A 16,653-nucleotide genomic window follows, 5' to 3' on the forward strand; every position below is an offset into this window, starting at 1 on the left:
ATGCTCCTTTCTATAGAAATCTTTTAAATAAGACATTGTTTTCTGTATGTACGTGCATGTACATATCTGCTACCAAAGCTTTTAGTTTTTCGTAAACCATGTGATACGTGGTGCATGCATCTTCAGGTAATTTGAAATGGTTGGTTAAGTCTGTAAGTTCATGAAGTGCGTCACCGGCTACGTCATGTTCTGCTTCAAGTTCTTCGATGAGTGCTTTGCAATTAGGGTCATTTGATATAAGTCTTGGGAAAAGCTGTACTTCTTCTTTCACCAGGTGTCCTTCTAATTCGGTCTTCAATCCCCCAAACAATTTGTGAATCTCAAATAATTCAGGATGACGTTCACCGTGGACCATTAATATCTTAAACATCAATTCAGATATAATGGGTAATTCAGCCTTAAGATAAGTATGATGCTCTTTAATGATTCTGTCAATGAGCTGACGGGTGGAGAAATCTGTAAGCTTCATAGATGATGCATCAACAGTAAATTTTGATGCGTTCTCTATAGCTTCATCTGCCTCGAGGAGTAACGTCTCCATGTCATGCGTATCTCTTTCTATTGCTTCCTTTACCGTTCGATCACCACCACAACAGAAATCCACGCCATAGTCCATGTATACTTTTACGAGTTCCGGATGAAGGGTTACACTTTCGCCGATTGTTTGCTCTATGTTTAGTTTTTGCATTTTATGTTTCCTCCTTAGTATGTATTGTTGTTTTCTCTTGACCTAATAATAGCATTCAAAAAGAAGAAGGAATGTGATATGCATCACAAAATAGAAGAATAATGGAAGAAATATAAGTAAAAACTATACTACCCAATATCTGTACTGTTTTTTCACTTTAGAATGGATGAGTACAGTTATTGCTTTTTGAGGACATAGATTCACACACCGATAACATAAAGTACAGGCGCCTTGTTGCGTGATTTGGTTGTTTTCAATGGTAAGGTTATTCATGGGGCAAACACGTGTACATTTGCCACACAAATTACAATGCGTGTCAATTCGAACATCTTTCATGGCTTTTGCTTCAATTTTTGGGAAATAGGCACGTTGGGTGAACCATCCCAACCACTTAGAAACCGGATTAAAGCCACGCCTAATAATAATACCTTGTTCAATACGTTCGCACATTTTATTTAATTTGGATTCTGCACGATTAAGGTATCTAGCAATTCGCTTTTCTTTTGCTAAGGGCAAAACCCACAAGTTACAAATATTGTTAGGCATATTGATATGTTCTGCATACATGACAGAATAGGATATGTCTTTTAACAGATCGGTAAAGACGCGCGCCCCATCTCCGGAAAAAAAGAGCTGGGTGCAGAGTATAATGAGATTCTTGTTTTGCAGTAAATGTAGATGCGTCTTAACAAATCTTTTCATAATAAAGGGTACATCCGAAGTATAAATGGGATAGCAAAAAGCTATAGTTTCATGACTTGAAATCAACGACACAAAGTTTAGGTCTTCTTCAATAGAAAAAGCTTCATGATTCATTTTTTTTGCAAAATGCGTGGCAATGTAGCGGGTATTGCCAGTTCCTGAAAAATAGAGTGTAAGCATCACGATCTCCTTAGTATTCATATCTATTAATGTGTCCTGTAGTAGTGGGACCTATTTTTAATAACCATATTTATTATACCAATAAAAAACACTCAATCCTAGTTTTAGAATTGAGTGTTTCTATGAAGCGCGAAACGAGATTCGAACAAATACAATAATTGCAAACCTATATAGAAAGGAGTTTTCCAACACATTCATTTATTAGGTACTCAACAACGTACTCAGTCATCTTATATTAGAGAGATGTCTGTATTGAAAATAGCAACATCATAGTAAAAGAATCTCTAGCTTATTAAGTACTATTTAACATTTACATTAAGGTCATAATTAGATGATATACTAACTTCATAAGTAGTATCAGGTATGAATATTTTTCCCAAATAAACCCCTACTTTTAATCTACCATCAGACAACATATTACTCTCATTGTCGTATCCGCCATCAATCTGTTCATTATTTTCAATATAGAATCCAGAATCGGCTTTATAAAGAACTTTTCCGTCTTTTTTTATTCTTACAGTATAACTTGCATAATAGCCATTTTCTTCAAATGTTTGTATGCTTCCTTCTTCATAAGATTCTTGGTCTTCAACACTTACTACACCTTCTACGTATAATGCTTTAATTCTACTATCGTCAACTTCATTGGAAAGGACAGCATATGCAACTAAGTTTTTATCCTCGTCGAAGAAAGTTGCTATTTGATTATCCTCATCACCGCCATTTTGAATGCCTGCAACCAATGAATACCCTTGTCTAGCAAGTGGCCAACCATTCTCTTCAGCCCTCACAAAATATGAGGCTAATTCTTCTTTCGATGGATTCTTATATCCCGTTAAATCCATATACTTAACATTTAGAGTTTCTAGTTGTTCTGATGTATCGTAAAACTTATGTGAAGTCCCCCAAGGAGTGTCTTCAATAATATATGCATATCCATCAGTAATTTCAGTTGCCTTATTAATCATCTGTATGAAATAGTCATAGTCACGTGTAACTATTTCTGTTTCCTTAGTAAAAACTTCTTCTACAGATACTTCCTCTTTTACGACAATCACTGCTCCTTTTTCTACTAAAGATTCAAGCAAAGTAGTGTTAGAATTTTTCAATTTTAGTTCAAGTGCATTTGAAGAGAAATTGACCATATCATCTCTAAGGAATTGGTCATCTACAAGTCTTGTTTTTTCTTCGGCGGCAAGCAAACCATTCTCGACTGCTGTGTCAATAGAAGTTGCCCAAGCAAAATCGCCATTTGAATCGTCATAACCTAGGGAGCGAAGTACAAATGTTGAATAACCTCTGGCATCTGTTAATTGATTCGAACCGAATTCTGTTGCACTGATGCCTTTTGTCAAACCATTTTCATACATATAACCAATGTAGTTGCTTGCCCAAGATGGTACATCATTAAATGGATGGCTAAATGTACCTGCTTTGACATCAGTTTCAACACCGAGAAGCCTAATTAACATAACCGCCGATTCAACTCTTTTTGGTGATCTATCAAGTTCAAAACCACTGTCTGTACCTGCAAATAAACCTAAATCATTTAGTTGTTGTGCTTTCTCCGTGTAGCGTGTTTGTGTCTCAGCAGACACTGTACCTATTGTTAGTGTGAACACAATTAGTAATGAGATTACCCCTATTATTTTTTTCATTATTATTTCATTCTCCTCTTAAATTATTGGGACCATAAGCCCATGTCAATTTTATCATTTATCAATATTCTTTTCAATCCAGAAATTGCGTATGGTTTTTTCAATATGACGTCAACTTTATTAAGAGAGCTTCAACAGTCCCTGGTACTTAACGACACTGTATAAAATGCTATGACAGTAGAATGTTTGAATGTACATTACCAAAAGATGGCAGAATACTCATTTTAGAAGGCTCTGACATCATCAGTGTTATCAATTTATATCTCTAGTAAAACACTAGGAGGCAAATGATGAAACAATACTGTCAACTCTCAAAAACTATAATTCAAGCAATTTACTTTGAACTAACACAGAAAAATTCTCTTTTATACGAAATGGTGGAAATGTTGCTGAAGTTATATACAATACCACATTAATCACACGATTGAGCCGAAAAGAATCTGGAGAAAGGACATTATCATTAATGGAGTTCTGTCAAATAATTCAGGAAATTGAATATAGAGAGTTGGATTTTTATGTAAAACTGTTTTGGGTGGCATAGACATGATTGTATGTGAAGTATGTGAAAACAAAATATGTAAGTATACCAAAAAACCAAATTAATTGTAGCCCATACTGGGACTATTATTAAGTGGACCATTTTTAAAATAATATTTGGACCATTTTTCAGTTGACAAATAAAGAGCAGGGTTCCCTGTAAAATCAGCACATGATATTAGAAGAATTGTATCATAGGAAATGCATAGTAACGGTGTGCCTGTAGAGATGATTAGACAGTTTCTGGGACATGCTGATATCAAAACAACATGGGGTTACATCTACAATAACCAAAACAAGGAAAAACATCACAAATCATTCAAAATTCACTTAGTCAAATGAACGGACTCATGGGAACTAATAAGAGAAAAATAAAAAAACCCAAACCCTTAACTCATAAGGATTTGAGTGATTCATAAAAAGCGAGAAACGAGATTCGAATACTCATCATACTCTAGAAAGCCCATATAAGGATGCATTAAAGGGTAGCATTTATTATTTAGTGTCTTTAAAGGGAAGAAGAAGGTTGGAAAGTTGGTCAGGAAAAGACTTTTAATACCAACATGAACCATTGCTGAACCATCGTTAAACTATTCTAATCAGTTACTCGATAACAATCATATTTGTGATTTAAAAGGAGAAAATGATGAAAAAGAGAACAACAATCTGGACAATCCTAATAAGTATTATCTTATTACCAATTGTGGTTATTGTAGAGTTGGTTAAGAATGCTTGACGAAAGATCTTGAGAAGCTTATTTGATTCATAAATGTTAATTGACCATTTAGGACAACATAAATGCCATATAATCAAATTATTATATCCACATAAGATGGATATTGTTTTTTTATTGTGTAATAGGCATATACTATTGAAATCAACTACCTACAAGGGTATTATGTAAGATGAGTGTAAGTATACAGCAAGATTAGGCATTAATATAGTTAAGATTAATGGGGGTAAAAATGAAAAATCAATTATTAGGCATCAAAGGATTTTTATCAGTGGTAGGATGTATAGGATCAATTGGAGTTAGTGCGTTTCTCATATTTAATGTTGAGGCCCTGAATCCGATGGATTCATGTATTCTGCCAATTTTTATTGCAATGGGAGCTATATTTGTACCCTTTTCCTATCTTTTGACAATTTCTTTTTTGAAAGTTTATGTCTCTAGTATATCTTTGATAGCACCTTAAAGTATTTGAAAAGATTATTAAAGAAGTTAGAAAATTTGTTTGTCTTTTAACCATTTCTACTCAAAGACCATCTGATATGTGACCAACTTTGATTTAAGAACTTCATAACTATTTCATTCACAGATTAATTAATGATGAGGTTTTACGAACTATTCAAAAATCGGTTGCTTTTCCAGATAGATCAAAGCAAGAGATGATTTCAATATTGTCACAGGGACAATGTATCTGTAGTGGGCTGGCTTTGGATTTTCCTGTTAATGTACAGGTGGATGAGTTGGATGATGAGTTGAAGCCAGATAGTATGGATGTTGACTTAAATATATTGTGGGATTAATAAGTACAAACGATAAATATAGTATTTTGAAATAGAGTGGAGGAGGAAAAATGTTAAATACTAAAATAGAGAAGAATATAGATAACTGGAAGAAGAGCTTACTGGAATTGGGGAAGAGAAATAAGCTGATTAGTTACAAAGAGACAAAACGATCTAATATAAATATTATTGAGCCAGGTATTAGCAAGCTGTTCGAGGATATTGTTTTGAAGGAAAAAGAGATGATTTTCCCCAATCCAGTGGATGAGGATGAACAGCAATTTATTAGTGGTAACATAAGGTCAGATAGAACACTAAGCGAAGAGCAAAAGACTTTACGTAATATACGAAACAAGGCTAAAAGTTTTATTCAAGAGCAAGGTATCAATGTGCTTTATATGGCTTTTGGCTTCTTAGAGTGGAAAGAATTACAGCACTCGGATATCGTCTTGAAATCACCGCTAGTTCTTGTACCAGTAAGTCTAAGAGTTGATTCAATTACAGATCCATACGTACTACAATTACATGAAGATGAGATCGTATTAAATCCAACGCTAGCATTTAAGCTTAATGAAGACTTTGGAATTTCCTTACCAGAATTTGATAGTGATAATGAAGATATCATTGGATATCTGAATTCAATTGAGAGCGTTATAGGTAACAGTTCGTGGAAGGTTACTCATGATACAAGTATAAGTTTATTATCATTTATGAAAATGAATATGTATAATGATATAGAGAATAATGTCGAACGTATAAAGGCTCATCCAGTGCTAAATGCTTTGGCAGGAGATTCTTCAGATATTAAACGTATATCGGAAGATTTTGATGGATTTGATCATGATACAAAAGTGCGACCAATTGACACATTTCAGGTTGTAGATGCAGATTCAAGTCAGCAGGATGCTATTCTATATTCGAAAAATAACATAAGCTTTATTTTGCAAGGTCCACCAGGTACAGGTAAAAGTCAAACAATTACCAATATTATTTCAGAAGGACTTTCAGATGGAAAGAAGATTCTTTTTGTTTCTGAAAAGTCAGCTGCATTAGAAGTAGTCCATTCAAGATTGTCAAATGTAGGCTTGGCGGAATTTTGTATGTCCTTACACAACAATAAAAAAAATAAAAAAGAGGTGCTTAATGACCTTAATAGGACGTTCAATCTTGATAAACGAGCGCTAAAAGACGATGCGCTTTATGACTTACAAAAGCTAGAAGAAGAAAGAGATCTTTTAAATCAGTATGTAAAGGATCTACATATAAAGAATGACCCCTTAAATAAAAGTATTTTTGAAATTACAGGTGAGCTAGCTGCATTACCAGCATGCAAAGACCTTCAGTTTACCATTGATAATGTCAAAAGTATGACACTTGAAGATCTAAATAAGATAAAAATAGCGCTGGATGATTTTTCACATGTACTGGGTATGATGAAAAAAGATTATAAAGATAATCCATGGATTGGTTGTAATCTTAAAAGCGTAACACACGAGTTTCGACTAAATACAGAAATTGATCTGAAGAAGCTTCAAGAGGGATTGGATAAAATAAATAATGCATTAATGTCTTTTAATTCAGATATGGGTGTTAATTGGGAAATGACTCTGGATGAAATTGATGAATATATCAACTTCCTACATTACGTATCAACACCTCCAGTAGAAATTCCAGAACAGTGGCTAGAAGGTGATTTAAAGATTATTGTTGATGCCAGTCAAAAGGCAAAAGACTATAAGCATACATTGGAGGATTATCATGGAATAACTGATAATCTGATGATGAAGTATAAGGAAGAGTTTTTTGATGTAGATGGTAAAACTTTCTATGAGGATATTTTGAGATTTGAAAGTCAATTATCCGAAATAGGAAAAATAGAAAATATAGATATTGATGAGTTAATTGATAGAGCTGATTACTACATCAACAAATCTGATGAACTACAAGAAAGTTTATCTTGTGTGAATGAATTAGCAGTTGGAATAAGCAAAGAATTTGGGTTAAATAACATAAGGAATTATGATGACTTAAAGTATATTAGTAATTTTCTTTTAGAGTTATATAAAAAACCAAACCCAACAGAGATGTGGTTTGATGATGATCAAAATAGAATAGTGGATGAACTTCTTCAGGAGTCGATGGAGAAACGTCAAAAGATTATTACGATTAGAGAGACCTTAAATACTAATTTTGAGAATGATGTTCTAACACTTGATTACAAAGAGATGCTTTTGAGGTTTAGAACAAACTATACAGGCTTCCTGAAAATATTTAAGAAACAATATAAGATGGACAAAAGTGCAATAAGAGGTTATTACAAATCTACTGATAAGCTCACTGACCAAATAATTATTGATGCATTACAGCTTATAACTGAATACCATAACCACGAAGATTGGTTTAATCAAAAAGAAAATATACTTACAAAAGCATTTGGTATGAAGTATATGAACGAATATACAGATTGGGATGCCATTAAAAATGCTAGATCTGACTTTGATGAACTAAAAAAGCTGATAGGTAAAAGTATATTAAATAAAGCAACGAAAGAACTACTTTGTAATGGAGAATATCCTGATAAATTAGAGAAGGTAGAGGAACAAATTAATGACTATCTTTCAAGCGCACAGTGGACAAATATCATGGACCTTATTAATTACGATACTATTAATAAGAGGGGCATTAGATATGTTCCAACTGCTTTGAGAACATTTAGGGATATATTGATAGAAGCAAGAAAAGCTGTTGATTTATTTGACAATTATACTATAAGTATGGTTAAGTTTAGCGTACTTAAAAATGATCTTCAAAAGAAATTAAGACTTGAAGAAATTGAGATGAATCTAAACAAAAATTATCAAAGTCTCAAAGAAGTATTCAGTGAATTATTCACTGGGACTGAAACAGATTGGGATCGAATTATTCAGGCTCTAGAGTGGACAGAGCAATTTACCAGATATAAAAATAGGTTTGAAGTATCCAAAGAATTTATCGAGAAGTTTCAGAATACCTCCTACAGTAACGACCTGCTAGAAGTCCTAACAAAGGAAAAGGTTACAGCTTTGCAGAAATGGGAAGGGTTCAAATCTCTTTTCGACGAAGGCAGAGGCATGTTGAATGCTAATTCAGTTGAGCTATTATTGATCGTTAGCAATTGTATAAGTGGTTTCAAGTTGTTGGAAGAGTGGGTAGATTATAGAAGCCATAGAAAAGCTTGTAAAGAAATGGGGCTAGGAGAATATATTGAAAAGGCTGAAGAAGCAGGTATGTTAAAAACTCATTTAAGAAATGGTTATCTTAGAAGGTTCTATAAACTATGGCTTGATATTAATATTGCTAAATACCCATCTGTATTAAACTTCCGTCAAAGAGTTCAATTTGAACGTATTGAAAATTTCCGGGAATTAGATAAACGTTCTCTTGAGATTGCTAGGGCAAGGGTGAGAAGTAAACTAATCGACTCATTACCTAACAGAAACTTCACTTCATCAGCTGGTGATGAGGTGAGTATTTTAAATAGAGAAATGAGCAAACGTCGTAGAATCATGCCTCTTAGAAGACTGTTTGCATCAATACCAAATCTATTGATGACATTGAAACCTTGTATGATGATGTCCCCATTGTCTGTAAGTCTCTTTTTGCAAGCAGAATCCTATGATTTTGATATGGTAATCTTTGATGAGGCTTCACAGGTTAAGACCGAAGATGCAGTTGGTGCAATTATGCGCGGTAAGACAGTTGTTATTTGTGGGGATGATAAGCAGCTCCCACCTACAAGTTTTTTTGGTACGTCAAAGATGAATGATGATTACGATTCAGAAGAAGAGGAAATCGATTCATATGAATCAATTCTTGACGAAGGACTAACCGTATTACCTAATAGAACACTTAAATGGCATTACAGAAGTAGACATGAACACCTTATAGCATTTTCAAATGCGAAAATATACAATAACGAATTGGTTACATTCCCGTCATGTAAGGACGATGTACCTCATGAGGGGGTTGAATATATTCATGTTAGTGATGGGTTATATGACAGAGGCGGAAGTAGAAGCAATGTTATTGAGGCAAAGAAAGTAGCTCAATTGGTTATTGAACATTTTGTACGTCACCCTAATCGATCACTTGGGGTTGTTACATTCAGTACTGCTCAGCAAACTGCAGTGGAGAATGAGCTTAGAACGATTCGATTAAATGACAATTCATATGAGTCATTTTTCAATGAAGATAAGGCAGAAGCTTTTTTCGTAAAGAATATCGAAACTGTCCAGGGAGATGAACGTGATACGATCATGTTTAGCATTGGTTATGCAAAAGATGGCACAGGAAAACCGATGGCGATGAACTTCGGACCATTGACAAAAGATGGTGGTGAAAGACGTCTTAATGTTGCTATAACTAGAGCAAAACATAATGTTAAGCTTGTTGGTTCTATACACCCAACAGACATTGATTTAGATAGAACGTCGTCTGAAGGGGTACATTTATTAAGGTCATACATTGAATTTGCTAAGAACGGGCCAAGCGTCTTAGAGAGAGAAGCTACTGCAGATTCAGTCAAAGAGTTTGATTCACCTTTTGAAAGAAGTGTTTATGATTTTCTAATGAAGAAAGGACACAAAGTAGATACACAAGTTGGTTGTTCAGGCTATAAGATTGATCTAGGTGTAAAACACCCTGAAATAAGTGGTGTTTATATAATGGGGATAGAATGTGATGGAGCTACTTATCATTCGACAAGAACTGCTAGAGAACGGGACCGAATTCGGCAAACAGTTCTTGAGGATATGGGATGGAAGTTCCACAGAATTTGGTCCACTGATTACATTAAGGATCCAAAGAATGAAAATAATAAACTTCTTGAGGCTATAGAAGAATGTATTGATAACTTTAATTTGGAGCAAGAGGTGCAAATAGATATCCCCACAAAAGTGGATGATGATATTCACGAAAAGTTGCTTGTCGAAGTAGAAGCAACAACAGAGACTGAGCATCAAGATATTGATAAATATGGATTCGAATTCTATAAGACTGTTGATTATAATAGTTTGAATTATTACTGTGATGATGTGAGGGAACTATCCAAAGAAATAAAGACCGTTGTTGAGATTGAAAGTCCGATTCATTTTGAACTTTTATGTCGGAGGATAGCACCACTAACAGGTCGCGAAAAAGTAACGAAAGTAGTACGTGATCTTGTCAACTCAGCCCTTCCATATTGTAAAGAATCAGTAGATTATAAGTATGATTTCTTGTGGCGTAAGAATGAAATTCTTCCTAAAGTTCGTATACCTGAAACAACTTATGATATTAGGGATATAACACATATATCACCTGAAGAAATTGCAGAAGCGATGATGACAATAGTACTAAATAGTTATGGTATTACTAAGGAAGGCTTGTATGCAGAAACACGAAGAGTTTTTGGCTATAATCGTGCTGGTCAGAAGATAATAAAGGCGATGGATGAGGTTTACAATCGATTAATTGTTGAAGATAAGGTTAAAGTTTTGGATGATCGGATTACTTTAGTGTAGGTGTATTGTAATTCGGTATTGAGGGTAACCTGATAGAGAAAGAGAAGAAACTTCAAGATTGATTACAAAATCTCTAAAGAAAATGAATGGACTCAAAGGGACTCAATAGTAAGAAAACAAAAAACCAGCCAAATCCTTGTATATAAAGGATTTGGCTGGTTTTTTGTGAAGCGCGAAACGAGATTCGAACTCGCGACCCTCGCCTTGGCAAGGCGATGCTCTACCACTGAGCCATTCGCGCAGAGAGCGGGTAGGGGGAATCGAACCCCCGTAACCAGCTTGGAAGGCTGGAGTTTTACCATTAAACTACACCCGCGTAACGGTACGGAATGCCCAGAGCCGGAATCGAAGTAGGAGGATGGTTCATCCTGTGTTAACGATTCTTGTCTAAGCTGCGGAATGCCCAGAGCCGGAATCGAAGTAGGAGGATGGTTCATCCTATGCTAACAATTCTTCTCTAAGCTGCGGAATGCCCAGAGCCGGAATCGAACCAGCGACACGAGGATTTTCAGTCCTCTGCTCTACCGACTGAGCTATCTGGGCAGAAGTACAAGTACTTCATGCATCATCTTCATTCGAAGACAATTCGGTTTTACAAAATAATATAATAAGCGTTAATTAATGCCGGAGACCGGAATCGAACCGGTACGACTTTATAGGTCGCAGGATTTTAAGTCCTGTGCGTCTGCCAGTTCCGCCACTCCGGCGCATAACCAACAACTTATTATGATCGTATAACGATCAAATGGAGGGAGAAGGATTCGAACCTTCGAAGCTATCGCAACAGATTTACAGTCTGCCCCCTTTGGCCACTCGGGAACCCCTCCAAATAAAATATGAACTTGAATCTCCAAGAGGAAGCGTCCTCAAGGTGAACAAGATATATCTTACCACAATTAGAAGTTTTGTCAATAGTTTTGGTGAACTTTTTAACGCTACGGTAAAAGAGAAGATTTCATCTGTAAAAGATCAACTATTTAGTTTGACACTTTAGCCAAGGTTAATAGTTTACTAAACGTTAAAATCCAATTGCGAAGCAAGGTCAAAAAAGCTATAATTAAGAGTGTCAGAGAAAACGCGTGTGTTTGGAGAAGACAAGGAGCGAGGTAACTATGGGAAAAATAACAATGAAGGACGTTGCAAAACATGCAGGTGTATCGGTTGCAACCGTATCTAATGTTATCAATAACATACCGAATAAAACGACGGAAGTGACGAAGCAAAATGTTCTCACAGCTGTTAAGGAACTGAACTATAAAATGGATATGACGGCAAGAAGTTTATCCATCGGGAAATCTAATCTAATTGGTATATTCATACCGGAAGTATATGAAAACAGTGCACCAAGCTCTCTTCTGAAAACCAACCCATTTTATAGTGAGATTATTAGTGGGATAGAATATGAAGCCAGAATGCTTGGCTATGACATACTCATATCCTGTATCCATTCTATTGATCATGCCCTTGAACTTGTGAATAAGCGGATGCTGGATGGCTTAGCTATACTTGGTACTTACGATGCAAGATTCTGGGAAGATCTTAAGCTGGTAACAGTACCGATTGTCTTGATTGACAATTATAATTATGAAGCTGTAGGTGTCAATAATGTAGGTATTGATGATGAACTCGGTGCTTATCTTGCAACCAAACATTTAACGACCCTTGGTCATAAGCATATCGCCTTTGCCACCAGTGAGGTTGGTGTATCAGAGGTCAATGAAAAACGCTTCATAGGATTCAAACGTGCCATCAAAGAAGCCAAATTAGATCAAACAACATGCCCGGTAATCGTTGAGGCGGTCTCCTTCAAAGGTGGCATAACTATAGGGCATAGACTTTTGAAAGACCATATGGAGGTTACAGCGGTGTTTGCCATTGCAGATATTATGGCACTTGGCATTATCAAGATTATGCATCAGTTTGGGAAGAAGATTCCGGAAGATTTATCTATAATAGGATTTGATGACTTAAGTATTTGTGAGTATACTTTTCCGGCATTAACCACGATAAGACAAGATATCTATAAAAAAGGTGTTGAAGTTGCCAGACTTCTCATAAAAAAAATAGATGGTGAGTTAGGCTTAAAGTCACAGGAGCTACCCGTTGAACTCATTGTCAGAGAGACGACAAAGGCAATCTTAAGATAAGGCTTTGTTACATTATGTTTTCATTCGCCCGTGAACTATGGTTTGGAGGTATCATTCATGCTATAATAGCACCTGTACAAACGAATGGATGGACTGTAAACGATGCGTCTCAAAGAAGATGAGGTAAATAGATGAAGAATATAATGAAGAAAATAATGATGGTGACAATGGTAGTGGTGTTAATGTCAACCACCGTTGTCTATGGAGCAACCAATGAAGAAAGCTATGCAGGGAATCAACTTAGAACTTTGGGTATACTTCGAGGTTATGATGATGGATCTCTTAAGCTGGACAATCCAATTGTAAGAGCTGAAGTGGCAGCCTTAGCCGTTAGGATATTAGGGTATGAAGGTGTTGAAGTAGATGGTGAAAGTAAGAGCTTTGCGGATGTGCCGACCAGCCACTGGGCCCATGGGGTGATTGGTAATGCCAATAAGCTAAAGCTAGTCCAAGGTTATCCGGGGGATACTTTCAGACCTGCCGGCAACATCACTTACGGCGAGATTGTAACCATTATGGTAAATGCTCTAGGTAAACAAGAGAATCTAACAGGCAAGTGGCCTGAAAATTATATACAAAGAGCCAAATCCATCGGTATCATACCGGCTAACTCAAGCGTAGATCCAAGTAAAGTCGTCACAAGAGGTGAAGTCGCCTTGATTATATGGGATACATTATTGGTTAAACAATAAAAAGATATCAAGCCACTTCTTATGGAGTGGTTTTTTCTTATAGTTCAGGTGTCAATATATTTAACCTCTTTTATAATGTCAGGAAAAATGCTATAATACTATAAAATTAGGAAACAGTACGGGAAACGATGAGGAATGAAGATATGGAGATTGGAAAAGTATCTGAATCGGTTTTAAAAAGAACCATCTTAAAACCATTATCCGTAAAAAGAGAAGAAGTTATTCATGGTCCAGGCATTGGAGAGGATTGTTGTGTCCTAAAATTCCCCAGTGAGGATCTTATTGTTATGTCAACGGATCCGATTACTGGAACCACCAAAGAGATCGGTAAGCTAGCTGTGCATGTGACAGCCAATGATATAGCCTCTAGTGGGGCAACCCTTGTAGGTATTTTGCTTACGATATTGCTACCAAAAGGCTTCCTAGAAGAAGACCTTAAGGTTATAATGCAGGATGTAAATGATGTTTGTACATCTTTGAACGTGCAAGTGCTGGGTGGACATACAGAAGTAACAGGTGCTGTCAATCAACCCATTGTATCGGTAACAGGTATTGGTAGAGCAACAGATGCCAGTCTGGCTATGTCTTGTAATTTGGATCCTGGAGATGACTTGGTCATGACCAAATGGGCAGGGATAGAAGGTACTGGAATTATTGCACTTGAAAAAGAAGCAGAGCTAAGGGGTCAAGTTAAACAGAGCTTGATTGAAGAAGCTAAGAAATTTACATCTTTGATTTCGGTTGTTGAGGATAGCGCGGCCGCCATGAAGCATGGTGTAAAAGCCATGCATGATATAACAGAAGGCGGCGTATACGGTGCGCTTTGGGAAATGGCTTCAAGTGCCAAGGTTGGCTTTGAAGTTCAACTGGATCATATTCCCATAAAAAGAGAAACCATCGAAATATGTGAGTTTTATGGTATCAATCCTTACCAACTTATTTCAAGTGGTGCACTGCTTATTGGTACGCAGGATGGTCCGGGACTGGTTAAAGCATTAGAAGCGGCCGGTATTCACAGTGCCCATATTGGGAAGGTGACAGCCGGTAAAGACCGTCTCATCATCAGTGACCAAATGAGACAAACCCTAAAACCGCCTCAATCAGACGAATTGTATAAAGTAATCAAATAACTTACATGAATATACAAGATTATGGAGGTAACAATATGAGAGAAGACATACTGCAGATTATCCAAAACAATAGCAAAATAGAAGTCAAGGACTTAGCTTTGATGCTTAATGACAATGAAGATAATATTGCCGATGAAATCAGCAAAATGGAAAAAGAAAAAATTATATGTGGTTATCATACACTCATAAACTGGGATCGTACGAACAATGAAAAAGTAACAGCATTAATTGAAGTCAGAGTAACCCCACAAAGAGGTGAAGGCTTTGACCGAATAGCTGAGCGCATCTACAGATTCAAGGAAGTAACAGCGGTTTATTTGATGTCTGGTGGTTTTGATCTTACAGTTATTATTGAAGGATCAACCATGAAGGAAGTGGCTTTATTTGTTGGACAAACTTTGGCACCCTTAGAATCCGTCTTAAGTACAGGTACCCATTTTGTTCTGAAGAAGTACAAAGATTATGGGATTATATTAGACGATGAGAAAAAAGACGAGAGAATGGTGGTGACTCCATGATGAAGAATAAATTATCACAAAGAGCATCCGTAATTCCTCCATCAGGCATACGCAAGTTTTTTGATATTGTAACAGAAATGAAAGATGCCATATCTCTGGGTGTTGGTGAACCTGACTTTGACACACCATGGCGTATTAGAGAAGAAGGAATCTATTCCCTTGAAAAAGGTAAAACATTCTACACTTCTAATTCCGGTCTCTTAGAGCTTAGAGAAGCTATATGTGATTATCAGAGAAGAAGATTTAACTTAGACTATGATTATAAGACTGAATGCCTTGTAACTGTAGGTGGCAGTGAAGGGATTGATTTAGCCCTTCGTGCTCTTATTAATCCCGGAGATGATGTACTTATTGCAGAACCTTGTTTTGTATCCTATCAACCTTGCGCTTATCTTGCTGGTGCTAACGTCATTTCCATACCGCTAGGAGCCGAGAATGAATTTCGTATAACAGCTGAAGAGATTGAAGCGGCTATTACACCTAAAAGCAAAGTGTTAATGATCTCTTTCCCAACCAATCCTACCGGAGCGGTCATGAAAGAAGAACATCTAAAAGCCATAACAGAAGTTATTATCAAACATGACCTGATTGTTATATCTGATGAGATCTATGCAGAGCTATCTTATGGTTTTGAGCATGTTTCCATAGCATCCTTACCGGGTATGCGAGAACGTACAATCATCATTAATGGCTTTTCCAAAGCCTATGCTATGACAGGTTGGAGAATGGGTTATGTGCTTGGACCGGAAGCGGCGGTAGGTCTTATGACCAAGATTCATCAATATGCCATAATGAGTGCACCAACCACCAGTCAGTATGCAGCACTTGAGGCAGCAAAGAATTGTGATGACGATGTAGAAATGATGCGCCGTGCATATAATCAAAGAAGAAGACTTATGGTTGAAGGCTTTAGAAAAATGGGACTGGATTGTTTTGAACCGGAGGGTGCATTTTATGTATTCCCATCCATTCAGAAAACCGGTTTGACATCTGAAGAATTTGCAACTCAGCTATTGTTTGATCAGAAGGTAGCGGTTGTACCTGGAACGGCTTTTGGAGAATGTGGCGAAGGATTTATAAGATGTTCCTATGCATATTCTGTGGAAGAGTTGAAGATTGCACTTGAGAGAATTGGTTTGTTTGTTGAGAAGATGATAAAAAAATAAAGGCACTACATAAAATAAAAAACCAAATACACAATAAAAAGAGGCTGTCTCAGAGTATATCATAATCTGAGGCAGTCTTATTTTGATCGTTTATTAGGAGGTAATTCATCAAATGTAGCTATAGGTCATGATCGTAGATATAATACACACTTTTTCCTCGCCTTACACTTCGTACGGTCATCGGAA

At 36.3% G+C, this 16,653-nt stretch carries 11 protein-coding genes and 5 tRNA genes; 8 read left to right on the forward strand and 8 right to left on the reverse strand.

Annotated features, from left to right (window positions below):
• Nucleotides 1-10: 10 nt before the first annotated feature.
• The 3 genes from ric to PATL70BA_RS11000 form a co-directional block, all read right to left on the reverse strand.
• Complete coding sequence (gene ric / locus PATL70BA_RS10990; RefSeq protein WP_125137405.1) at nt 11-688, reverse strand: iron-sulfur cluster repair di-iron protein; 678 nt, start codon at nt 686-688, stop codon at nt 11-13.
• 123 nt (nt 689-811) lie between these two features.
• Nucleotides 812-1,570: an EFR1 family ferrodoxin gene (locus PATL70BA_RS10995; RefSeq protein ID WP_125137406.1), complete on the reverse strand. Its 759-nt coding sequence runs from the start codon at nt 1,568-1,570 to the stop codon at nt 812-814.
• A 299-nt stretch (nt 1,571-1,869) separates the two neighbouring features.
• Nucleotides 1,870-3,228 (reverse strand): S-layer homology domain-containing protein, encoded by a 1,359-nt coding sequence (locus tag PATL70BA_RS11000; protein WP_125137407.1) that lies wholly within the window; start codon nt 3,226-3,228, stop codon nt 1,870-1,872.
• A gap of 1,502 nt (nt 3,229-4,730) precedes the next feature.
• Here PATL70BA_RS11000 and PATL70BA_RS11005 point away from each other — a divergent pair.
• The 3 genes from PATL70BA_RS11005 (at nt 4,731) to PATL70BA_RS11010 (ending at nt 10,814) form a co-directional block, all read left to right on the forward strand.
• A complete protein-coding gene (locus PATL70BA_RS11005) occupies nt 4,731-4,961 on the forward strand; it encodes a hypothetical protein (RefSeq protein ID WP_125137408.1) in 231 nt (76 codons plus the stop codon).
• 193 nt (nt 4,962-5,154) lie between these two features.
• On the forward strand, nt 5,155-5,295 hold the full coding sequence (locus tag PATL70BA_RS16300) for a hypothetical protein (protein ID WP_172596216.1): 141 nt from the start codon (nt 5,155-5,157) through the stop codon (nt 5,293-5,295).
• 50 nt (nt 5,296-5,345) lie between these two features.
• On the forward strand, nt 5,346-10,814 hold the full coding sequence (locus PATL70BA_RS11010) for a DUF3320 domain-containing protein (protein ID WP_125137409.1): 5,469 nt from the start codon (nt 5,346-5,348) through the stop codon (nt 10,812-10,814).
• 169 nt (nt 10,815-10,983) lie between these two features.
• Here PATL70BA_RS11010 and PATL70BA_RS11015 read toward each other — a convergent pair.
• The 5 genes from PATL70BA_RS11015 to PATL70BA_RS11035 all read right to left on the reverse strand — a co-directional run bounded on the left by PATL70BA_RS11015 (nt 10,984) and on the right by PATL70BA_RS11035 (nt 11,641).
• Nucleotides 10,984-11,055 (reverse strand) — tRNA-Gly (locus PATL70BA_RS11015).
• 4 nt (nt 11,056-11,059) lie between these two features.
• Nucleotides 11,060-11,130 (reverse strand) — tRNA-Gly (locus PATL70BA_RS11020).
• 154 nt (nt 11,131-11,284) lie between these two features.
• A tRNA-Phe gene (locus PATL70BA_RS11025) sits at nt 11,285-11,357 on the reverse strand.
• 79 nt (nt 11,358-11,436) lie between these two features.
• Nucleotides 11,437-11,521: transfer RNA gene (locus PATL70BA_RS11030), tRNA-Leu, on the reverse strand.
• A gap of 39 nt (nt 11,522-11,560) precedes the next feature.
• Nucleotides 11,561-11,641: transfer RNA gene (locus tag PATL70BA_RS11035), tRNA-Tyr, on the reverse strand.
• Nucleotides 11,642-11,926: 285 nt separating this feature from the next.
• Here PATL70BA_RS11035 and PATL70BA_RS11040 point away from each other — a divergent pair.
• From PATL70BA_RS11040 to PATL70BA_RS11060, 5 genes are all read left to right on the forward strand, one after another.
• Nucleotides 11,927-12,961: a LacI family DNA-binding transcriptional regulator gene (locus PATL70BA_RS11040; RefSeq protein WP_125137410.1), complete on the forward strand. Its 1,035-nt coding sequence runs from the start codon at nt 11,927-11,929 to the stop codon at nt 12,959-12,961.
• Nucleotides 12,962-13,092: 131 nt separating this feature from the next.
• Entirely contained in the window at nt 13,093-13,653 is a 561-nt protein-coding gene (locus PATL70BA_RS11045; protein WP_125137411.1) for an S-layer homology domain-containing protein, read from the forward strand.
• Between the two features lie 143 nt (nt 13,654-13,796).
• Nucleotides 13,797-14,783: an AIR synthase family protein gene (locus PATL70BA_RS11050; RefSeq protein ID WP_125137412.1), complete on the forward strand. Its 987-nt coding sequence runs from the start codon at nt 13,797-13,799 to the stop codon at nt 14,781-14,783.
• A 35-nt stretch (nt 14,784-14,818) separates the two neighbouring features.
• On the forward strand, nt 14,819-15,301 hold the full coding sequence (locus tag PATL70BA_RS11055; RefSeq protein ID WP_125137413.1) for an Lrp/AsnC family transcriptional regulator: 483 nt from the start codon (nt 14,819-14,821) through the stop codon (nt 15,299-15,301).
• On the forward strand, nt 15,301-16,467 hold the full coding sequence (locus PATL70BA_RS11060; protein ID WP_125138471.1) for an aminotransferase class I/II-fold pyridoxal phosphate-dependent enzyme: 1,167 nt from the start codon (nt 15,301-15,303) through the stop codon (nt 16,465-16,467). The genes PATL70BA_RS11055 and PATL70BA_RS11060 overlap by 1 nt, the downstream gene beginning before the upstream one ends.
• The last annotated feature ends 186 nt before the right edge of the window (nt 16,468-16,653 follow it).

It is taken from the genome of Petrocella atlantisensis, from assembly GCF_900538275.1.
GTDB classification, from domain to species: domain Bacteria; phylum Bacillota; class Clostridia; order Lachnospirales; family Vallitaleaceae; genus Petrocella; species Petrocella atlantisensis.